This window comes from Terrabacter sp. Soil811 (assembly GCF_001429655.1).
GTDB lineage: Bacteria > Actinomycetota > Actinomycetes > Actinomycetales > Dermatophilaceae > Terrabacter.
In genome coordinates this window covers 899,115-918,753 of sequence record NZ_LMSX01000008.1, presented here as the reverse complement: position 1 = coordinate 918,753, position 19,639 = coordinate 899,115, and the positions used below count along the sequence as shown (strand labels likewise).

The following is a 19,639-nucleotide window of genomic DNA, read 5'->3' as shown; positions in this document are numbered from 1 at the left end:
CCCGTGACGGACCGCGAGACGAGCCAGTGGGGCCGGTGGGGCCGCTCACGACCGGTCCCCGACCGGCTCGCGCCCACGCACCCGACCGGCGACGGAGCGCAGCTGGCCCACGCGGTGCTCGATGCCCCACCTCGTGACGCTGGTCAGCGCCTCGCGCACGATGTCCTGGCCCATCTTCGACACGCCGACCTCGCGCTCGACGAACGTGATCGGCACCTCGACGACGGTGAGCCCGGCGCGCACGGCACGCAGCGTCAGGTCGATCTGGAAGCAGTAGCCCTGCGACTCGACGCCCTGAAGCCCCATGGCCCGCAGCGCACTCGCGCGGTAGACGCGGTAGCCCGCCGTCGCGTCGTTGACCGCCATCCCGAGCAGCACCTTGGTGTAGAGGTTCGCACCGACCGAGAGCACCTTGCGGCGAGCCGGCCAGTTGCGCACCTCGCCGCCCTTGACCCAGCGGGCACCGATGACGAGGTCTGCCTCGCCGAGCGCGGCCAGCAGCGACGGCAGCTGCTCGGGGAGGTGCGAGCCGTCGGCGTCCATCTCGACGGCGGCGTCGTAGCCGCGCTCGAGGACGATGGCGAAGCCGGCGAGGTAGGCCTTGCCGAGGCCCTCCTTGGCGGCGCGGTGCACGACGTGGACCTGCGGGTCCGCGGACGCGAGGTCGTCGGCGACCTGTCCGGTGCCGTCGGGAGATCCGTCGTCGAGCACGAAGACGTCGGCGGCGGGCACGTTCGCGCGCACCCGCGCGACGATGCCGGGCAGGTTGTCCCGCTCGTTGTACGTCGGGATGAGCACGGCCACTCGGGTCACCGGCTCACGCTGCGTCGTCGTCATCCTCTTCCTTCGTTGTCTCCGGCGCTGCCGGGCGGCCGCTGCGAAGACCCAGGGCGAGCATCGTCAGCAGTGCGGCGGCGGCGACCCACTCGGGGGCCTCCCCCACCCGGGTCGCCAGCGTCGTGGCGTCCCGCAAGGGTAGTGCTCCTCTGACCACCGCCTGTGTGAACAACGACGTCACCTGGTGGGCGGTTCCGTCGGGCGTGATCAGGGCGCTCTGGCCGACCGTCGACACGTGCACGACGGAGCGGCCGAACTCCATGGCTCGCAGTCGGCTGATGGCGAGCTGCTGGGGCGACTCGGCGGTGTAGCCGAAGGTCGCGTTGTTCGTCTGGACCACGAGGACGTTGGCGCCGGTCTGCACGGCGTCGCGCATGATGTCGTCGTAGGCCACCTCGAAGCAGATGGCGAGGCCGGCCCGGATCTGCCGGCCCGAGGCCGTCGTGACGTGGAAGACGCCGGGCGCGGGGCCCTGGACGAAGTCGCGCGTGACGAGGTCGACCTCCGCGCTGAAGTTCCGCCAGAAGGACCGGTTCGGGATGTACTCGGCGAACGGCACCGGGTGGCGCTTGACGTAGCGGTCCGTGTTGCCCTTGCCGGGCTCGAAGAGCAGGGCCACGTTGGAGACGAACCCGACGGGCTCCTCGAGCAGGCCCCCGACGATGAGGGGTCGCTTCAGCGCGTCGACGGTCTCCAGGATGAGGTCCTTGGCGTCGGCGTTGCGCAGCGGGTCGATGTCCGAGGCGTTCTCGGGCCAGACGACGAGGTCCGGGGCCGGGGCGCGCCCGGCGTCGACGTCGTCCTGGGCCTTGAGCGTCGCCGCGACGTGGTTGTCGAGGACCTGGCGGCGCTCGGCGTTGAAGTCGAGACCGGGCCGCGCCACGTTGCCCTGGACGCCGAGGAACTGGGCGGTCGGGCCGTCGGTCGGTAACGGGACCGCCAGCCCCACGAGGCCGAGCGCGAGCGCTCCCACGGCGGGCAGCACGAGGCGACGGGACGGCATACGCGATCGCGGCGTGGTGGTGGCGCCGCTCCCCCGGCGCTCGGCAGCGGCTGACAGCGCGTGCTGGGCGGCGAGCGCGAGGAGGCCACCGCTGAGCGCGATGACGAAACCGACGAACGGCGCGCCCCCGAGTGCCACGAGCCGGCCGAACGGCGAGTCGGCCTGTCCGAAGGCCAGCTTGAGCCAGGGAAAGCCACCGTAGGGGGCGCGGGCCCGGAAGCCCTCGGCCACGACCCACCCGAGCGCGAACGCCAACGGGCGGACGCTCCCCTGGCGGCTCAGCCAGCCGTAGAGCCCGCCCGCCACGCCGACGAAGAGGGCCTGCAGCGTCGCGAGGGCGAGCCACGGCAGCGCGCCGACGTAGATGCCCGACCAGCTGAGCGTCGGCACGAAGAAGACGAGCCCTCCGGCGAGACCGAGCAGGAAGCCTCGACGGCCCCCGGAGCCGGCCCAGGCCCACGCCCACAACGCGAGGGCCACCGGTGCGGTCACCCAGACGTCGAAGGTCGGGAACGCGAGGCAGAGCAGTCCGCCGCCGAGCAGGGACACGAGGAGACGCCGCACGGGGTTCACCGTATGCCGTGCGGCCGGGACGTCAGCGCTCAGGGCACGACGACGACGCCACGAGCGGTCGTGGCGACGATCGGCGGGTCGAGCATCTCGGCCGCCGACTCCCCGCGCTCCTGGTTGCCGCGCCCGACGACGCGCACCTCGAAGTCCATCTCCCGGGAGCGGGTGCCGACGCGGACGATCTCGGCCGAGATCTCGATGACGTCGCCGGCCGTGATCCGCGAACGGAACTGGACGTCGCTGTAGGAGGCGAAGAGGCCCTCGTCACCGTCGGTGACGATGCACATCTCGGTGGCCACGTCGCCGAAGGCGGCCATCGAGTAGGCGCCGTCGACGAGGTTGCCGGCGTAGTGGGCGTGACCGTAGGGCACGTAACGGCGGTGCGTGATGCGCAGCCCGACCTTGGCCTTGGTCAGCGTGGCCGGCGTGGTCGTCGCCGTGGCCGGCGTCGTGGGCGCGGTGGCCGAGAGGGGCTCGGGCGCCGTGGGGTCGGTGGTGGTCTCGCTCATGGCTTCTTCCCCTTCCGGAGGCTGATCTCGTGGACCAGGTAGCTGGCGACCTCGCCCGGGGTCGTGCCCCGGCCGAAGATCCGGTCGACGCCCAGGGCCTTCTCGGAGCCGTCCTCGAAGCGCGGGCCGCCGGCGATGAGGATCGGCACCTGCCCGGCCGGGTAGGCCTCGCGGAAGGCCGCGGACATCTGGGTGGTGTTGTGGATGTGGGCGTCCTTCTGGGTGACGACCTGGCTGACGAGGACGGCGTCGGCCTTCTCGGCGCGGGCCCGGGCGACGAGCTCGGGCACGAGCACCTGGGCGCCGAGGTTGACGACCTTGATCTCGCGGTAGTACTCGAGGCCCTTCTCGCCCGCGAAGCCCTTGATGTTGAGGATCGCGTCGATGCCGACGGTGTGGGCGTCGGTGCCGATGCAGGCACCGACGACGACGAGCTTGCGGCGCAGCTGCTTCTTGATCGTCAGGTTGGCGTCCTTGGCGGACAGCAGGGGGTACTCGCGCTCGACGACGTGGACGTCGTCGAGGTTGACGAGGTGCGTCGAGCTGCCGTAGACGACGAAGAAGGTGAAGTCGGGACCCATCGCCTTCGCGTGCACGAGCAGGGCCGGGTCGAGGCCCATCTTCCGGGCGAGCTGGAGCGCGGCGCCCTCGGCCTTCTTGTCGTGCGGCAGCGGCAGGGTGAACGACATCTGCACCATGCCGTCGCCGGTCGTGTCGCCGTAGGGCCGGATGATGTTTCCCTGCGCGGCCGCGGACGCGGCTGCCTGCTCGGACTGCTGCTTCGCGGCGCTCATCGGCCGGTCTCCTTCGCCGGCGGGGTCCACGCGTCGAGGGCGGTGGTCGCCGGGTTGTCGTAGTCGTCGGCGCGCTCGCTGACCCCGTCGAGCCCCTTGCCCCCCGTCGCCGGTCGCTTCATGAGTCCGAAGGTGCCGTCGGCGATGGCCGCGAGGAGCGGCGCGTCGCCGGCGGCGTCGGTGTCGCTGACGATGCGGTCGAGCAGGTCGACGGCCTCGGAGAGCACCTGGCGCGCGCGGGTCTGGATGTAGCCGTCGCGCGGCGGGTGGAAGTCCTCGGTCAGTCCGCTCGCGGCGTTCATGACGTAGCGGACGTTCTGCAGCGCGAGGTCGCGGTCGGAGAGGAACGGCGTCACGACGGCCTCGGTCATCATGCCGACGAGCAGGATGCCCTGACCGGTCATGGCGCCGACGAGGTTGAAGAAACCGTCGAGCAGGTAGCCGCGGAAGACGTCGCCCGTCATGTGCTTCGTCGGCGGCATCCACTTCAGCGGTGCGTCGGGGAAGAGCTGTCGGGCGAGCATCGCGTGGGCGAGCTCCATCCGGAAGCTGTCGGGGATCTCGGGGTTGATCTCGAAGGCGTGGCCCAGGCCCAGCTGCCAGTCCTCGAGGCCGGCCTCCTTGGCGAAGCGCTCGTTGAGCAGCTGGCTCACCGTGACCGTGTGGGCGGCCTCGACCGCGTCGGCGGTCGTGAGGTAGTTGTCCTCACCGGTGTTGATGATGATCCCGGCACGGGCGTGGACCTGACGCGAGAAGCGCTGGTCGACGAAGGTGCGGATCGGGTTGATGTCGCGGAAGAGGATGCCGTACATCGAGTCGTTGAGCATCATGTCGAGACGTTCCATGCCGGCGAGGGCCGCGATCTCGGGCATGCACAGGCCCGAGGCGTAGTTCGTCAGCCGGACGTAGCGACCGAGCTCCTTGCTCACGTCGTCGAGCGCAGCACGCATGAGGCGGAAGTTCTCCTGCGTCGCGTACGTCCCGGCGAAACCTTCGCGCGTAGCACCCTCGGGCACGTAGTCGAGCAGCGACTGACCCGTGGAGCGGATGACGGCGATGATGTCGGCGCCCTCACGCGCGGCCGCCTGGGCCTGCGGGATGTCCTCGTAGATGTCGCCGGTCGCGACGATGAGGTAGATCCACGGCTTGGTCTTCGGGTCGCCGTGACGCGTGATGAGACGTTCGCGCGTGGCGCGCGAGCGGTCGATGGTGCGCAGACCTGCACCGACCCCCTTCGCGGCGGCACGGCGGGCCGCCGTGGCCTCGCGCCCGGAAGGCAGGCGGAAGGAGACGTTGCCGCTCGCCGCCTTCTGGGCGAGCGTGGTCAGGTCGGGCGCCTCGCCGCGGAGCAGGGCGTCGTAGACCGGCGTCGTGACGCCGTGCTCGAGGCCGACCTCGTCGCGGACCGCCGTCACGAGGTGGTTGACCCACGGCACGCGCTCGTGGTCCGCGCCGGCCAGACCGGCCAGGCGCAGGGTCGCGCGCTCCACCGACACCGTGGTGTGGCTGCGCGCGATCTTCACGACGGGAGCGGCGGCCTTGCGGGCGAGCGAGCGGGCCCGACGCACGACGGCCGGGTCGAGCTCGAGCATGGCGTTGGGGCGGGTCATGCGTCAGATCCTGCCTTCTCGGTGGCGAGGCGGCCCTCGAAGAGCGCCCGCACGGCCGGGACGTCCCGGAGGAGGCGCAGCGCCGTCTCGGCGTGGCCGGGGACATAGCCGTTGCCGACGAGCATCCGCACGTCGGCGGCGAGGCCCTCGGCCCCGAGGGCGGCCGCGGCGAAGTTCGTGGCCATGCTGAAGAAGATGATGGTGCCGCCCTGCGCGGTCGCGAGGATCGCGGGCTGCTCGCAGCCGGGCACGTCGACGCAGACCACGGTGACGTCGGCCGGTCCCCCGGCGGACTCGACGGCTGCCGCCAGGCCGAGAGGCGACCGCGCGTCGGCGAGGACGACGGCGTCGGCGAGGCCGCTCCCCTCGAGAACCGTGCGCTCGCGCTCGACCGGGACGACGCCGATGGTCCGGGCGGCGCCGGCGGCGCGAGCGGCCGCCAGCGACAGCGAGCCGGACTTGCCGGCCCCGCCGAGGACGGCCACCGTCGGCGCGACGCCGCGGGCGGCATACTCCCCCACGACGCGCTCGACGAGCGCCGGCGCGCCGCACACGTCCATGACCATGAGCGCCAGGTGCGGGTCGAGGTCGGTGGGCAGGGTGGCAGCGATGCTGCGGCCGAAGAGGATCGCGTGGCCTTCGGCAGGCACCTGCTCGGAGAGGCCGTCCCAGCGGGCCAGGCCGTCGGTGATGGCGAGCGGGGTCAGGGACAGCGACACGAGGGTGGCGACGCGGTCGCCGACCGCGAGACCGAGCGTGCTGTCCGGTCCGACCTCCTCGACCGTGCCGATGAGCATCCCGCCCGAGCCGGTCACGGGGTTCTGCATCTTGCCGCGCGTCGCGACGATGTCGAGGACCTCGGCGCGCACGGCTCCCCCGTCGACGGTGCCGTCGGTGCCGTGCTTCTCGGCGAGCTGCCGGTAGGACGCCGCATCGAGGTTGAGCGTCTCGACCGCGATGCGGACCTCGTCGGGCCACAGCTGCGGGCTGGCGTCGAGTCGGCGGGCCGCCTGCGGGAGGGTGATGGCGTCGCCGGTGGGCTCGAGCACACGGTGCAGGCCGACGGGCGACGACACGCGGGCGGCGTCCGTGCGATCCGGGGTGGCCGACGTCGGGTCTGACACGTTCACAAATCCTTCTGTATGTACGGACGGAAACCGAAGATCTTGCGTCAGCATAGGGGTACGTCGGCGGTATCTTCACAATTTCGTGAGCCGGACGTGTTTGAGCGAGACGGCCCCTGACGTTACTGTTCTCGGCATGAGCAAGGTTGAGCAGCCCTACGCGTACCGCCGACGAGAGCTCGTCGAGCCCGACTGGACGCGTTTCCCGGGCTGGGCGAGCATCACCCAGGCCGACTGGGACAGCGCACAGTGGCAGCGGGTCAACTGTGTCAGGAACATCAAGCAGTTGCGAGCCCTCATGGGTGACCTGCTCGACGACCGCTTCTACGACGACCTCGCCAAGGACCAGAGCGAGCGGGCGACGATGTCGATGCTCGTCCCGCCGCAGATGCTCAACACGATGGTCCCGTCGACGGACTCGCCGATGCCGTCGGCCGGCCACGACTTCACCGAGGCCTTCTACGCCGACCCGATCCGCAACTACATGCTGCCGGTCTTCTCCGACCGCCGCACCGACTGGCCGTCGCACCCGCACGCGTCGCGCGACTCGCTGCACGAGCACGACATGTGGGTCGCCGAGGGGCTGACGCACCGCTACCCCACCAAGGTGCTCGCCGAGCTGCTGCCCACGTGCCCGCAGTACTGCGGCCACTGCACCCGCATGGACCTCGTCGGCAACTCGACACCACAGGTCGCCAAGCTGAAGTTCGACCTCAAGCCGGTCGACCGCTACGCCGCGATGCTCGACTACCTCCGCACGTCGCCCGTCGTGCGTGACGTCGTCGTCTCCGGTGGCGACGTCGCCAACATGCCGTGGAAGAACCTCGAGGCGTTCATCGACCAGCTCCTCGACATCGAGAACATCCGCGACATCCGACTCGCGACGAAGGCCCTCATGGGTCTGCCGCAGCACTGGTTCGCCGAGGACGTCGTCGAGGGCGTGGCCCGCGTCTCGGCCAAGGCCCGCTCGCGCGGCGTCTCGCTCGCGATCCACACGCACGTCAACAACGCCCAGTCGCTGACCCCGTCCGTCGCCCGCGCCTCGAAGGCCATGCTCGACGCCGGCGTCCGCGACGTGCGCAACCAGGGTGTGCTGATGCGCGGCGTCAACGACACGACCGAGCAGCTGCTCGACCTGTGCTTCGGCCTCGCCGACGGCGCCCAGATCACGCCGTACTACTTCTACATGTGCGACATGATCCCCTTCGCCGAGCACTGGCGGCTCTCGCTCGCCGAGGCCCAGCACCTCCAGCACTCGATGATGGGCTACCTCCCCGGCTTCTCGACCCCGCGCATCGTCTGTGACGTGCCCTTCGTCGGCAAGCGCTGGGTGCACCAGGTCGAGGAGTACGACACCGAGCGCGGCATCTCCTACTGGCGCAAGAACTACCGCACGTCGATCGAGGGCGACGACACCGAGGCGATGTCGCGCGAGTACGTCTACTACGACCCGATCTACACGCTGCCCGAGGCCGGCCAGCAGTGGTGGCACCAGTCGGTCGACCACGAGTCGGTTCTCGCCGAGGCGACCGAACAGGCTGCGACGAGCCGCGCCGCCGCAGAGTCGCAGCTGCTCGTCTGACACCGCGCACGAGCACGTATGCCGTGTGGCTCGGGACCGTCGCGGTCCCGGGCCACACGTCGTCCCGGGCCCGGGTCCGGACGTAGAACTGCGTTGTCAGCCTGACCCATCGCCACCTAGCGTGGCTCCCGTCCACGTGCATCGACCGAGCGGAGACGAGCGCCCGATGACCAGCAACCTCATCGAGCTCTGCATCGACGCGGACGACCCGGTGCGCCTCGCGGCCTTCTGGGCAGGGCTAGTGGGCCGGGAGACCGATGCCCACGACGTCGTGCTCGCGGGTGAGGAACCCGCGTTCGCGATCCGGTTCCTGCTGGGGCGTGAGCGCAGGACCGGGCCCAACCAGATCCACCTGCACCTGACCAGCACCACGCCCGAGCAGCAGCAGTCGACGGTCGACCGGGCCCTGCGGCTCGGGGCCCGACACCTCGACGTCGGCCAGACACCGGAGGAGGGGCACATCGTGCTCGCGGACCCGGAGGGCAACGAGCTCTGCGTCATCGAGGCGGGCAACACCTTCCTCGCCGACACCGCGTTCCTCGGGGAGCTCGCCTGCGACGGGACCCGCGAGGTCGGCCTCTTCTGGAGCCTGGCCCTGGACTGGCCGCTCGTCTGGGACCACGACGGGGAGACGGCCATCCAGTCGCCCCGCGGCGGCGCGAAGATCGCCTGGGGAGGCCCGCCCGTGCGTCCGAGGTCGGGGCGCAACGTCATGCACCTCCACGTGACCCCGACGACACGCGACGACCTCGACGCCGAGGTCGAGCGCCTCCTCTCGCTCGGGGCCACGCGGCTCGACGCCGGCCACGGGGACGCCTGCGGGGTCCCCCTCGCCGACCCCGACGGCAACGAGTTCTGTGTCATGGAGCCCCGCGAGGGCACCCGTAGACTGCGCCGGTGACTTCCCGCTCCCCCGGCACCCGCGTCCGCATGCCTCGCGCCGAGCGGGAGGCGCAGATGCTGGCGGTGGCCGAGCAGGTCTTCTCGGCCCGCGGCATCCAGGCCGCCACGATGGACGAGATCGCCGAGCTCGTCGGCGTCACCAAGCCCCTCATCTACGACTACTTCGGGTCGAAGGAGGGTCTGCTGGCGGCGACGATCGAGCGGGCCCGTGGGCAGCTGCTCGCTGCCCTCATCGACTCGTGGGTGGCCCAGCCGGCCGCACCGGCCCGCGACCGGGTGCGCGGCGTCGTGCACGCGTTCTTCTCCTTCATCGACGAGCACGACCAGGCGTTCGCGCTGCTGCGCACCGAGGGAGCCCTCATCGGCGAGGCCTCGGCGTCCGTCGAACGCATCCGCCAGCAGACCGCCAAGGCGTTCGCCGAGGGCCTGCGGACACTGCCGGCGTTCGAGGCCCTCGAGTCGCGCCGGGTCACCGTCATGGCCGAGATCCTCATCGGCGGGTGCGAGCGCCTCGCGGTCTGGCGCAGCACCCACCCGGGCACGACGGCCGACGAGGCCACCGACCTCGTCGTCACGACGATCTGGGACGGGCTCGCGTCCGTCGGCGACGCCTGATGGCCAAGCAGCGCGCAGCCGACGGTCCCTCGACCCCGGCCACCGTCGCCCTCGACCGCGCGGGCGTCCCGTACACCCGCCACCCCTACGAGCACGACCCCGCGGCAGCGAGCTACGGCCTCGAGGCGGCGGCCGCGCTCGGCGTCGAGCCCTCTCGCGTCTTCAAGACCCTGCTCGTCGACACCGGCGCGACGCTGGCGGTGGGCATCGTGCCGGTGGACGGCCAGCTCGACCTCAAGGCCGTGGCCGCGGCCATCGGTGTCAAGAGCGTGACGATGGCCGATCCCGCAGCGGCCGAGCGCAGCACCGGCTACGTCGTCGGCGGCATCTCCCCCGTCGGGCAGAGGCGCGCGCTGCCCACGGTCCTCGACGAGACGGCATACGGCTTCGGGACGGTCTACGTCTCCGGCGGCCGACGCGGCTTCGACATCGGCCTGGCGCCCGAGGACCTCGCGTCGGTCACCCGAGCCCGTCGTGCCCGGATCGGTCGCGCATGACGCTGACCCACGAGGCGTCCCGCGACGCGCCGGCGCGAGCGCGCGTGCCGCAGCTGCAGCTCGTCCTCGTCCTCGCGGCGCTGACGATGGTCGGGCCGTTCACGATCGACGCGATCTTCCCGGCGTTCGAGGTGATGACCCACGACCTCGGCGTCGACAAGGTCGCGATGCAGCAGACCGTCAGCGTCTACCTCGTCGCCTTCGCGGTCGCGAGTCTTTTCCACGGGTCACTGTCCGATGCCCTCGGTCGTCGTCCCGTCATCCTCGCGGGCTGCGCGCTGTATGCCGTCACCAGCGCCCTGTGCGCGCTGGCACCGAGCATGCCGCTCCTGCTGGGCGCCCGCGGCGCCCAGGGCCTCGTCGCCGGCGCCGGGATGATCGTCGGGCGCACGGTGGTGCGCGACCTCTTCGACGGCGCGCACGCCCAGCGGTTCATGAGCCACATCTCGATGATCTTCGCCATCGCGCCGGCGCTCGCGCCGATCGTCGGCGGCGCCATCCTCGGCTGGGGGTCGTGGCGCACGATCTTCTGGGTGCTCGCGGCCTACGGAGTGCTCCTCGTCGTGCTGACGCTGACCTCGCTGCCCGAGACGCACCCGGCCGCTGAGCGGGTCCCGTTCCGGCCGCGGCCGTTGCTCACGTCGTTCACGTCCGCCGCGGGCGACGGCGCGGTGCTGCGCCTCAGCGCCGCCATCGCCCTCAACTTCGGCGCCCTCTTCCTCTACATCTCCTCGGCGCCCGCGATCGTCGTCGACCACCTGGGGCTCGGCGAGCGCGACTTCGGCGTGCTCTTCGTCCCGCTCGTCGTCACCATGATGATCGGCTCGTTCCTCACGGGGCGCCTGGCCGGTCGCGTGCGACAGGGGGCCTTCGTCCTCGCCGGCTTCCTCGTTGCCCTCGCCGGCGGCGTGTTCGCGGTCGCCTACCAGGCGCTCGTCGACGTGCCCACGCTGCCGTGGACCGTCGTTCCCGTGGCCGCCGCCTCGCTCGGCGTGTCCCTCGTCTTCCCCATCCTCACGATCGCGCTGCTCGACCTGCGGCCGCGGGAGCGTGGCGCCGTCTCCTCGTTCCAGTCCTTCCTCAGCACGTGCGTCAACGCGCTCGTGGCCGGGGCGGTCTCACCGCTCGTGAGCGGCTCGCTGACGACCCTCGCCGTCGTGGCGGGGTCGATGACGCTCTCCGCGCTCCTGCTCTGGGCCTGGCACCGACGGCGTATGCGTGCCCGAGCCGGCGCTGCCCACGCACCGGTCGACGTCGTGGTGCCGTCACCCGCTCCCGAGCCGATCGAGCAGCTCTGAGGGGTCCCGGCCGACTCGTCGGGCGAGGGCCGGCGCTCGTCGAGGCAGTCGTCAGGGGGTCTCGCGCGGCATGGCCGACGCGCTGCGGGCCTCCCAGGGCGTCGACAGCACGACGGTGGTGCGCGTCGCGACGTTGGCCGCCGAGCGGATGCGCGCGAGGAGGTCCTCGAGGTTGCCCGGCGTGGCGACCCGCACCTTGAGGATGTAGCTCTCGATGCCGGCGACCGAGTGGCAGTCCTCGATCTCGGTGATGTGCCGCAGCCGCTCGGGCACGTCGTCAGGCGCGCTCGGGTCGAAGGGCGTGACCGAGATCAACGCCGTGAGCGGCAGTCCGAGCGACTCCGGCGACACCTGAGCCGTGTAGCCCGTCACGACGCCACGCTCCTCGAGCCGCCGGACGCGCTGGTGCACCGCGGACGTCGACAGGCCAGTGGCCTTGCCGAGGTCCGTGTAGCTCATCCGTCCGTCCGCGAGCAGCAGGCCGACGAGGCGACGGTCGAGATCTTCCATGGCCGAAGGGTAGACCAGGGGTTACCCGGAGGGTGGTCCATTCCTCATGCCGGTACGCCCACCCGGGACGGGCGGGCGAACCGGCGAGACGAGGGAGGCTCAGGGGAACGACGTGACGGTGCTCGGCACCCCGACGGAGGCCGAGCTGACCGGCGCGCCGGTGTCGTTGACGACGTGGTCGAGCGTCCCCGCTCCCAGCTGGACGGTGAGCAGGGAGTGCAGGCGCACACCCGGGGTGACGGGCACCTCGAAGCCCCGCGTCGCGTGGATCGTCGGGTCGACGTTCGTGAAGATGTAGCTGCCGCCGCCCCACAGCTCGTGGGTGCGCACCTTGTCGGCGACCTTGTAGCCGGCCCACCCGAGGACACCGTCGTGCTGCCACGCCGCCTGGTTCGGCGCGTCGTAGGGCAGCTCGTTCTGGTAGAACACCGTGCGGCCGCGCTCGCCGTTCCACACGGTGTTGTAGGCCCGGAAGTGCTCGGAGAAGAGGCCTGTGGCGGTGACGTCGTCGCCGTTGACGACGACGCCGTTCTCCGCAGGGTTGACGGTCCACCCGACGCCCTGGCCGTGGTCGGCGCGCCAGGCCCAGATGTCGTCGAGCAGGGCGTGGTCGCTGTTGACCTCGAGGCCCACGGTGGCGCGCCCCGCGAAGGGGCCACCGACGCGGAGGAAGACGTCGAGCAGGGTCGTGGGGTTGCCGGCGTCCGACCGGGTCGCCGCGCGCCCGGTGCCGACCCGGACGAGCGCCGGCGAGTTCACCGGGCCGGCGTCGACCATGAGGCCGGCCACGACGACACCGGGCACGTCACCGATGACGAGCGGCACCGCTCCCCCGCGGGCCGTGAGGCTGGCGAGTCCCATGGCGATGACGACGGTGTCGGCGCGGCGCACCGTGATGCTGCGGTCGACGTCGTAGACACCGGGCGTCAGCAGGAGGTGCTTGCCCCGGGCCAGCTGGCTGTTGATCGTCGTCACCGAGTCGGAGGGGCGGGCGACGTAGAAGTCGGAGAGCGGGACCGAGCGCCCCGGGGTCTGGCCGTTCGCCCACGACACCCCGGACGAGTCAGCCGTGGCCGAGGGGACCCGCACCTGCCACGTGCCCGCGTCGTCGACGTAGAGGAAGGGACGCTCGCGGCTGACCGGAGTCGCGTCGAGCGTCGTGTAGGGCGGGCTGGGGTACGACGTCGCCGGCGCACCCTGGACCCCGGAGAAGACCTGGTTCCAGACGCCGTTGGACCAGCCACCGATCTGGCTGTTGCGCACGAGGTACTGCTGCTGCGAGCCGTTGACGACGAAGCCGGTGCGTGAGTCGGCGATGAACCCGCCGCTGGCGAACTGCGGTCCCGCCGTGCAGTAGTCCATGAGTGTCAGGTTGCCGCCGACGATGTTGACCCGGCGCATGGGCGACGCCTGCGAGGCGGCCCAGAAGTTGCCCGAGGACCGGCAGTCCGTGAGGCCCACGACGTTGATCGTCAGGTTGGACAGCGATCGCCAGAAGTTGTCGAGGGCGATGCAGTTGTCGGGCGCCAGGCAGCGGTTGTAGACGTCGACGTGGCCGTTGATGACGACGTCGGTGGGCAGGGCGCCGAGTCCCGCGACCTCGGTGTAGTAGCCGACGCGCACGATGAGCGGGTCGGCGGCCGTGCCGTAGGTGCCGGGCTTGAAGAGCAGCGTGTAGCGCGAGGCGCCCATCTCGTTGTCGACCTGCCGGGCGTAGACGGCGTCGACGCTCGCGCGGATGTCGGCCACCGACATGCTCGGGTCGTAGATGCGCACGTTCGGGCCCAGGTCCGGCCCGGGTGGCGGTGGTGGTGCCGCCGACGCGCTGCCGGGACCCACGAGGGCGACCGCCGCGGCGATCGCGACGAGGACGGCCGAGGCGCGACGCGCCCAGCCTCCGCGGGTGGGTGTGGACAGGGGGCCAGCACTGCGAGACGTCATCGTCGTCGACTCTCCACGATGGGCTGCGCTCCGGGTGGTCGCGCTCTCACGCCATCATCGTGGGCCGACCGGGCGGCGGCAAGGTGCGCTCTCGTCGCGGGCCGGTACCCTCTCGCGTATGCCGTCCCGAGCCCCCAGGATGCTCCTGCTCGACTCCGCGTCGCTCTACTTCCGCGCCTTCTTCGGCGTGCCCGAGGTGATCGGGCCGAGCGGCGTGCCGACCAACGCGGTCCGCGGGCTGCTCGACATGATCGCCTCGCTCGTCGAGCGGGGTCGCCCGACGCACCTCGTCGCGTGCTGGGACAACGACTGGCGCCCGGCGTTCCGGGTCGAGGCCATCCCGTCGTACAAGGCCCACCGGGTCGCCGAGCCCGGGCCCGACGAGCTCGCCGGCGAGACCGTTCCGGAGGCCCTCGGCGTCCAGGTGCCGATCATCGTCGACGCGCTGACGGCGCTCGGCATCGCCCGGGTCGGCGTCGACGGCTACGAGGCCGACGACGTCATCGGCACGCTGGCCACCGCGTTCAGCGGCCGGATGCCCGTCGACATCGTCACCGGCGACCGCGACCTCTTCCAGCTCGTCGACGACGCGAACCACGTGCGCGTCGTCTACACGGCCCGCGGCGGTGTGCGCTCCCCCGACCTCGTCGACGAGGCGTTCCTGGCGGAGAAGTACGGCGTGGCCACCGGACCCGCGTACGGCGACATGGCGGTCCTGCGGGGTGACACGAGCGACGGGCTGCCCGGCGTGGCGGGCATCGGCGAGAAGACCGCGGCCAAGCTCATCACGACCTACGGCACCCTCGAGGCCGTCCGGGCCGCCATCGCTGACGGCGACCCCGCCATCAAGGGCGCCCAGCGTGCCCGGCTCGAGGCTGCCAGCGACTACCTCGACGCCGCCCCACGCGTCGTGGCCGTGGCCAAGGACGCCGCCGTTCCCGACATCGACCTTGCCGCACCAACGGCCGTCGCCGACCCTGCCCTGATGTCACGCCTGGCCGTCGAGCACGGCCTGACGTCGTCCTTCGACCGGGTCATCTCCGCCCTCGGGATCGACTGACCCTGAGCACCGGGAACGGACCGTCCGACCGGTCACGGTACGGTCACCTTTCGGTCGGCCCGACGCACGCCTGAGCGTCCGAGGACTACCCGCGGGTCACCACCAGGCCCCGGAAAGGCGCATACTGAAGGGTGCCCACCCATGGAACGCCCGACCGCCGTCGCCACCTCTCCAGCAGCCCGTTCAGGCCGGCCCCTGCGCCGGACATCGAGGAGTTCTCGGTCGGAGACCGGGTCTCACACCTGCGTCACGGACTCGGTGTCGTCGTCTCGTGCAGCCCCGCCACGGTGACCCTGAAGTTCGAGTCCGGCGTGGTCCGCGTCAACAGCCCGTTCGAGCGTGTGACCCGGCTCTGAGCACCGCCTGAGCGCGACGCTCACCCCCACGTTCGGCCGCCACACCGGCGTGGCCCTCGGGCCCAGCTCGGGTGATCGGGGCGTGTCGGGGTCCTCGGAGGCGCCCGGCAGGCACGGCACGACTCGAACCCGGCATGACGAAAGGCCGGTCCCCGAGGGGACCGGCCTTCGTCGTGCGGACTGTGGGTCCGACGAGATCAGCGAGCGATCAGAGAGCGCGGACGCGCATCGCCTGCGGGCCCTTGGGGCCCTGCTCGACGTCGAACTCGACGGCCTGGTTCTCCTCGAGGCTGCGGTAGCCGTTGCCCGTGATCTCCGAGTAGTGGACGAAGACGTCGGGACCCTCGGTCGGGGCGATGAAGCCGAAGCCCTTCTCCGAGTTGAACCACTTGACGGTTCCCTGTGCCATGTTTTTCTCCTTTGGGTGGAAGTGAGTCGTTGCTTGTCAGCGACCCCCGGTCGGCAGAGACGCGACCACTTTCCAGAAACCCTGAAGAAACAGTTGCGCTCGCAATGGCGTTCCTTGCGAGCGTGTGAAGACACGAGCACCAAAAACGTCGACCGGTGCCCCAACCATAGCCGACCCGGTGCTCGCGACGACAATCGTCAGGCTGGGCCGCAGGCCCGGTCGACGCACCGGCCGGTCAATCCAGACGGTCAGCGGCGACGACGCCGCGCAGCACGCCGTCACTCGCGCGACGTGCCGTCGCCGCCAGGTCCGGGTCCGCCGCGTCGGTCAGCTGGCCCAGCAGGTCGATGACCTGCTTGCACCGGCGGACGAAGTCACCGGCGGCGAGGTCGGTGCCCCGCAGCACGTCCTCGAGACGCTGCCCGCTCGCCCACCGGTGCATGGCCCACGCGAGGCCACCGTCCGGCATACCCGTGCGCGGCAGCGCCAGGGCGCCCTCGGCGTCCTCGAGGTCGGACCAGATCCTGATCATCCGGTCGTACGCCTCGCGCACGTCGTCGTTGGGCCAGCGGGGGGTGAGCCCGGTCTCCTCCCGTCGCGGCTCGTGCACGAGCGTCGAGACGATGGCGGCCAGCGACGGTGGGTCGAGACGGCGCCAGACCCCTTCGCGCAGCGACTCGGCGGCGAGCAGGTCCTTCTCGGTGTAGAGCTGGCGCAGGCGGTCGCCGTCAGCGGTGACCGTCTGACCGCCGACGCCGAGGTAGCCCATCTCGACGAGCAGCTCGCAGATGCGGTCGAACGTCTTGGCGACGGAGTTGGTGCGGCCGTCGATCTTGCGCTGGATGCCGTCGGTCTCACGCCGGAGGCGCCACCAGCGCTCAGCCCAACGGGCGTGGTTCTCGCGGTCCGGGCAGCGATGGCACGGGTGCGCCTTCATCTGCCGACGCAGCTCGTCGACGCGGTCGTCCGACGGGTCGACGTCGGCCTGACGGCGACGCGGCGGCGGGTCGTGCGGCATCGTCGCGCGCAGGGTCGCCGCCAGGTCACGACGGGCCTTGGGGTTGCGGGCGTTGAACTGCTTGGGCACGCGCATCGAGCCGAGCGGCTCCAGGGGCGTCGGGACGTCGTGCAGGGTCAGCCGGCGCAGCTGGTGGTCCTCGGTGACGACGGCCGGCGAGGCCGACTCCCCCTTGCCACCGCGGTTGGGCATGACGACGACGGCCAGACCGCTGTGGCGTCCGGCGGGGATGCGCACGATGTCGCCGATCTTCAGCGACTCCAAGGAGATCGCGGCGGCCGTGCGCATCGACGCGGACCGGGCCTTGACCCCCTCCTTCTCGACGTCGCGGATCTCGTTGCGGATCGCGGCGTACTCGGAGAAGTCGCCGAGGTGGCACGTCATCTGCTCGGCGTAGCCGGCGAGGGCCTCCTCGTTCCGGCGCACCGTGCGGACGAAGCCGACGACGGCACGGTCGGCCTGGAACTGCGCGAAGGACGTCTCGAGGATCTCGCGGGCGCTCTCGCGGCCGAACTGACGCACGAGGTTGACGGCCATGTTGTAGGTCGGCCGGAAGCTCGAGCGCAGCGGGTACGTGCGCGTCGACGCGAGGCCCGCGACCGCCGCGGGGTCGAGGCCACGGTTCCAGAGGACGACGGCATGACCCTCGATGTCGATGCCGCGGCGACCGGCGCGCCCGGTGAGCTGGGTGTACTCAGCGGCCGAGATGTCGACGTGGTTCTCGCCGTTGAACTTCACGAGCTTCTCGAGCACGACGGTCCGCGCCGGCATGTTGATGCCCAGGGCCAGGGTCTCCGTCGCGAAGACGGCCCTGACCCGGCCGGCGGTGAAGAGCTCCTCCACGATCTCGCGGAACGTCGGCAGCATGCCGGCGTGGTGGGCGGCGAACCCACGGGAGAGACCGTCGACGAAGTCCCAGTAGCCGAGCACCGACAGGTCCTCCTCGGCCAGGCCCTGGATGCGCTCCTCGACGAGCCGGCGGTTGGCCTCACCCTCGGACTCGGGGATCAGGCGCATGCCACTCGAGAGCAGCTGCCCGACGGCGCCGTCGCAGCCCGCGCGGCTGAAGATGAAGGTGATGGCAGGCAGCAGGCCCTCGCGCTCGAGGCGCTCGATGACCTCGGCGCGGGTGGCCCCGCCACCGGGTCGACCACCGCGGGCGAAGCCTCGGCCACCATCGCCGCCTCCGGGCCCACGGCCTGCGGGTGCGTCAGTGCCGCGCCGACCCCGCCCGGCCCAGTCGTCCCGTCCACCGCGGCCGCCGCCCCCGGACCCACCGCGCGCACCCTTGCCACGCGGACGACCCTTGTCGCGACCGCCGCGCGAGCTGACCCAGTGGGAGTCCCACGCCCCACGACCCTCGGTGCCTCGGATGGCGTGCACGAGGTCGGGGTTGACGCTCACCGAGTAGCGCCCCGGTGCGGCCACGAAGTGCTCGTCGTCCTCGCGGCCGTCGCGCTCCTCGACGAAGAGGTCGAAGAGGGTCTGGCCGACCATCATGTGCTGCCACAGCGGCACCGGACGGTGCTCCGAGACGATGACCTCGGTGTCGCCGCGGACCTCCCCGAGCCAGGCCCCGAACTCCTCGGCGTTGCTCACCGTCGCCGACAGCGACACGACGCTGACGTCCGGGGGCAGGTGGATGATGACCTCCTCCCACACCGCCCCGCGGAAACGATCGGCGAGGTAGTGGACCTCGTCCATGACGACCCAGCCCAGCCCGCGCAGGGTCGTCGACCCGGCATACATCATGTTGCGCAGGACCTCGGTCGTCATGACGACGATGGGGGCCTCGCCGTTGATCGAGGCGTCACCGGTCAGCAGGCCGACGCGATCGGCGCCGTGGACGCGCACGAGGTCGGCGTACTTCTGGTTGGACAGCGCCTTGATCGGCGTCGTGTAGAACGCCTTGCGTCCGGTCGCGAGGGCCAGGTGCACGGCGAACTCGCCGACGATCGTCTTGCCGGCACCGGTGGGTGCCGCCACGAGGACGCCACGGCCCTCCTCGACCGCCCGGCAGGCCTCGGTCTGGAAGTCGTCGAGGGGGAAGTCGAGACGGGCGGCGAACTCGGCGAACCTCGGCCACGTGGCGATCACGCGGGCACCTCCATCGGGGTCACGACGTGCAGGGCACCGGGCACGACCTCGGCGTCGATCGGTAGGTCGGCGAACGTCTCGCCATCGGCCTGTGACTGGATACCGCTCGCCTCCAAGCGAACTCGCCGGGCGCGATGGATCTCGACGGCCGGGTGGGTGGTGTGGGTTCCGGAGTAGACCTTGGGGAAGACCCGGAGGAACGACGGGATCGACAGCGCGTGGACGATCATGACGTCGAAGAGGCCGTCGGTGACGTCGGCATCGGGACACACGCGCATGCCCCCACCGAAGGACGTCGTGTTGGCGACGGCCACGAGCATCGCCCGCGTCTCGAGGCGGTGACCGTCGAGCTCGACGGCATACGGGATCGGTCGGAAGACCGGGAGCTCACGCAGGACCGCGAGGTTGTAGCGCATCTGCCCCCGCGGCCACGTCATGCGCTGGGCGCGGGCGTTGACGACGGCGTCGAACCCGGCGCCGAGGACGCCACCGAACCACGTCTCGCCGGCCACGCCGTGGGTGACCCGACCGAGGTCGATGTCGCGCGTGCGCCCCTCGGTGAGCAGCGCGACCGCCGACCGGGCGTCACGCACCGGCAGGCCGAGGTTGCGGGCGAAGTCGTTGCCCGTGCCGGCCGCCACGACGGCGAGACGCGACGTCGTGCCGGCACAGAGGTTGACGCCGAGATGGACCATGCCGTCGCCCCCGACGACGACCACCGTGTCGACGCCGTCGACGACGGCCTCGCGGGCCCGCGTGCGGGCCTGCTGGTAGTCGCTGCCCGACACGTCGACGACGTCATGACCGGCCTCGTGGAGCAGCCTGCGCGTCTCCTCGCCCAGCTGTCGGCCGACGCCCTTTCCCGACGTGGGGTTGACGATCAGGGCGACACGCTGGGACACACCC

The 19,639-nt window shown here is 71.4% G+C and carries 18 protein-coding genes; 7 read left to right on the top strand and 11 right to left on the bottom strand.

Translation table 11 applies throughout. The features are described 5' to 3' along the window. Window positions 1-45 precede the first annotated feature (45 nt). The 6 genes from ASH01_RS14645 to ASH01_RS14620 are packed head-to-tail and all read right to left on the bottom strand — an operon-like array spanning window position 46 to window position 6,447. The gene (locus ASH01_RS14645) at window positions 46-837 is read right to left on the bottom strand and encodes a polyprenol monophosphomannose synthase (RefSeq protein WP_056777078.1); all 792 of its coding nucleotides are present in this window, start codon (window positions 835-837) and stop codon (window positions 46-48) included. Continuing rightward, on the bottom strand, window positions 818-2,404 hold the full coding sequence (gene lnt / locus ASH01_RS14640; RefSeq protein WP_235509618.1) for an apolipoprotein N-acyltransferase: 1,587 nt from the start codon (window positions 2,402-2,404) through the stop codon (window positions 818-820). The genes ASH01_RS14645 and lnt overlap by 20 nt, the downstream gene beginning before the upstream one ends. 38 nt (window positions 2,405-2,442) lie before the next feature. Beyond that, window positions 2,443-2,919 carry a hotdog domain-containing protein gene (locus ASH01_RS14635; RefSeq protein WP_235508649.1) on the bottom strand — a complete coding sequence of 159 codons (477 nt, stop codon included), beginning with the start codon at window positions 2,917-2,919 and terminating at the stop codon, window positions 2,443-2,445. Beyond that, window positions 2,916-3,713, bottom strand: coding sequence for an OAM dimerization domain-containing protein (locus tag ASH01_RS14630; protein WP_056777786.1), 798 nt, complete (start codon window positions 3,711-3,713; stop codon window positions 2,916-2,918). Before ASH01_RS14630 ends, ASH01_RS14635 begins: the two co-directional genes overlap by 4 nt. Next, the gene (locus tag ASH01_RS14625) at window positions 3,710-5,323 is read right to left on the bottom strand and encodes a lysine 5,6-aminomutase subunit alpha (protein WP_056777072.1); all 1,614 of its coding nucleotides are present in this window, start codon (window positions 5,321-5,323) and stop codon (window positions 3,710-3,712) included. The genes ASH01_RS14630 and ASH01_RS14625 overlap by 4 nt, the downstream gene beginning before the upstream one ends. Beyond that, the gene (locus tag ASH01_RS14620) at window positions 5,320-6,447 is read right to left on the bottom strand and encodes an L-erythro-3,5-diaminohexanoate dehydrogenase (RefSeq protein ID WP_235509617.1); all 1,128 of its coding nucleotides are present in this window, start codon (window positions 6,445-6,447) and stop codon (window positions 5,320-5,322) included. The genes ASH01_RS14625 and ASH01_RS14620 overlap by 4 nt, the downstream gene beginning before the upstream one ends. Before the next feature lie 136 nt (window positions 6,448-6,583). Between ASH01_RS14620 and ASH01_RS14615 the strand changes: the two genes are divergently transcribed. The 5 genes from ASH01_RS14615 to ASH01_RS14595 all read left to right on the top strand — a co-directional run bounded on the left by ASH01_RS14615 (window position 6,584) and on the right by ASH01_RS14595 (window position 11,342). Then, the gene (locus tag ASH01_RS14615) at window positions 6,584-8,029 is read left to right on the top strand and encodes a KamA family radical SAM protein (protein WP_056777069.1); all 1,446 of its coding nucleotides are present in this window, start codon (window positions 6,584-6,586) and stop codon (window positions 8,027-8,029) included. Window positions 8,030-8,195: 166 nt separating this feature from the next. Next, window positions 8,196-8,930 (top strand): VOC family protein, encoded by a 735-nt coding sequence (locus ASH01_RS14610; RefSeq protein WP_056777067.1) that lies wholly within the window; start codon window positions 8,196-8,198, stop codon window positions 8,928-8,930. Next, a complete protein-coding gene (locus ASH01_RS14605) occupies window positions 8,927-9,547 on the top strand; it encodes a TetR/AcrR family transcriptional regulator (protein WP_056777064.1) in 621 nt (206 codons plus the stop codon). The genes ASH01_RS14610 and ASH01_RS14605 overlap by 4 nt, the downstream gene beginning before the upstream one ends. After that, window positions 9,547-10,044 carry a Cys-tRNA(Pro) deacylase gene (ybaK, locus tag ASH01_RS14600; RefSeq protein ID WP_056777062.1) on the top strand — a complete coding sequence of 166 codons (498 nt, stop codon included), beginning with the start codon at window positions 9,547-9,549 and terminating at the stop codon, window positions 10,042-10,044. The genes ASH01_RS14605 and ybaK overlap by 1 nt, the downstream gene beginning before the upstream one ends. Continuing rightward, a complete protein-coding gene (locus ASH01_RS14595; RefSeq protein WP_056777059.1) occupies window positions 10,041-11,342 on the top strand; it encodes a multidrug effflux MFS transporter in 1,302 nt (433 codons plus the stop codon). The genes ybaK and ASH01_RS14595 overlap by 4 nt, the downstream gene beginning before the upstream one ends. Window positions 11,343-11,393: 51 nt before the next feature. On the opposite strand, the gene ASH01_RS14590 is transcribed toward ASH01_RS14595, so the two are convergent. Both ASH01_RS14590 and ASH01_RS14585 read right to left on the bottom strand, forming a co-directional pair. Further along, on the bottom strand, window positions 11,394-11,852 hold the full coding sequence (locus ASH01_RS14590) for an Lrp/AsnC family transcriptional regulator (RefSeq protein ID WP_056777054.1): 459 nt from the start codon (window positions 11,850-11,852) through the stop codon (window positions 11,394-11,396). 99 nt (window positions 11,853-11,951) lie between these two features. Next, a complete protein-coding gene (locus ASH01_RS14585) occupies window positions 11,952-13,793 on the bottom strand; it encodes a hypothetical protein (RefSeq protein ID WP_056777052.1) in 1,842 nt (613 codons plus the stop codon). 118 nt (window positions 13,794-13,911) lie between these two features. On the opposite strand from ASH01_RS14585, the gene ASH01_RS14580 reads away from it, so the two are divergent. Together ASH01_RS14580 and ASH01_RS14575 are read left to right on the top strand one after the other, a co-directional pair. Beyond that, on the top strand, window positions 13,912-14,853 hold the full coding sequence (locus ASH01_RS14580; RefSeq protein ID WP_056777049.1) for a 5'-3' exonuclease: 942 nt from the start codon (window positions 13,912-13,914) through the stop codon (window positions 14,851-14,853). A gap of 131 nt (window positions 14,854-14,984) precedes the next feature. Then, window positions 14,985-15,209 (top strand): hypothetical protein, encoded by a 225-nt coding sequence (locus tag ASH01_RS14575; RefSeq protein ID WP_056777046.1) that lies wholly within the window; start codon window positions 14,985-14,987, stop codon window positions 15,207-15,209. A gap of 208 nt (window positions 15,210-15,417) precedes the next feature. Here ASH01_RS14575 and ASH01_RS14570 read toward each other — a convergent pair whose 3' ends face one another. The 3 genes from ASH01_RS14570 to ASH01_RS14560 all read right to left on the bottom strand — a co-directional run bounded on the left by ASH01_RS14570 (window position 15,418) and on the right by ASH01_RS14560 (window position 19,635). Beyond that, window positions 15,418-15,618 (bottom strand): cold-shock protein, encoded by a 201-nt coding sequence (locus tag ASH01_RS14570; protein ID WP_020144233.1) that lies wholly within the window; start codon window positions 15,616-15,618, stop codon window positions 15,418-15,420. Window positions 15,619-15,853: 235 nt separating this feature from the next. After that, window positions 15,854-18,733 (bottom strand): DEAD/DEAH box helicase, encoded by a 2,880-nt coding sequence (locus tag ASH01_RS14565; protein WP_056777043.1) that lies wholly within the window; start codon window positions 18,731-18,733, stop codon window positions 15,854-15,856. Continuing rightward, window positions 18,730-19,635 carry a diacylglycerol kinase gene (locus ASH01_RS14560; RefSeq protein WP_056777040.1) on the bottom strand — a complete coding sequence of 302 codons (906 nt, stop codon included), beginning with the start codon at window positions 19,633-19,635 and terminating at the stop codon, window positions 18,730-18,732. The genes ASH01_RS14565 and ASH01_RS14560 overlap by 4 nt, the downstream gene beginning before the upstream one ends. Between the last annotated feature and the right edge of the window lie 4 nt (window positions 19,636-19,639).

Coding starts and splice junctions, on each gene's coding strand:
- ASH01_RS14625 (WP_056777072.1), bottom strand. CDS start 5,323: ATGACCCGCCCCAACGCCATGCTCGAGCTCGACCCGGCCGTCGTGCGT.
- ASH01_RS14590 (WP_056777054.1), bottom strand. CDS start 11,852: ATGGAAGATCTCGACCGTCGCCTCGTCGGCCTGCTGCTCGCGGACGGA.
- ASH01_RS14610 (WP_056777067.1), top strand. CDS start 8,196: ATGACCAGCAACCTCATCGAGCTCTGCATCGACGCGGACGACCCGGTG.
- ASH01_RS14585 (WP_056777052.1), bottom strand. CDS start 13,793: ATGACGTCTCGCAGTGCTGGCCCCCTGTCCACACCCACCCGCGGAGGC.
- ASH01_RS14645 (WP_056777078.1), bottom strand. CDS start 837: ATGACGACGACGCAGCGTGAGCCGGTGACCCGAGTGGCCGTGCTCATC.
- ASH01_RS14595 (WP_056777059.1), top strand. CDS start 10,041: ATGACGCTGACCCACGAGGCGTCCCGCGACGCGCCGGCGCGAGCGCGC.
- ASH01_RS14630 (WP_056777786.1), bottom strand. CDS start 3,713: ATGAGCGCCGCGAAGCAGCAGTCCGAGCAGGCAGCCGCGTCCGCGGCC.
- ASH01_RS14580 (WP_056777049.1), top strand. CDS start 13,912: ATGCCGTCCCGAGCCCCCAGGATGCTCCTGCTCGACTCCGCGTCGCTC.
- ASH01_RS14615 (WP_056777069.1), top strand. CDS start 6,584: ATGAGCAAGGTTGAGCAGCCCTACGCGTACCGCCGACGAGAGCTCGTC.
- ybaK (WP_056777062.1), top strand. CDS start 9,547: ATGGCCAAGCAGCGCGCAGCCGACGGTCCCTCGACCCCGGCCACCGTC.
- ASH01_RS14635 (WP_235508649.1), bottom strand. CDS start 2,919: ATGAGCGAGACCACCACCGACCCCACGGCGCCCGAGCCCCTCTCGGCC.
- ASH01_RS14570 (WP_020144233.1), bottom strand. CDS start 15,618: ATGGCACAGGGAACCGTCAAGTGGTTCAACTCGGAGAAGGGCTTCGGC.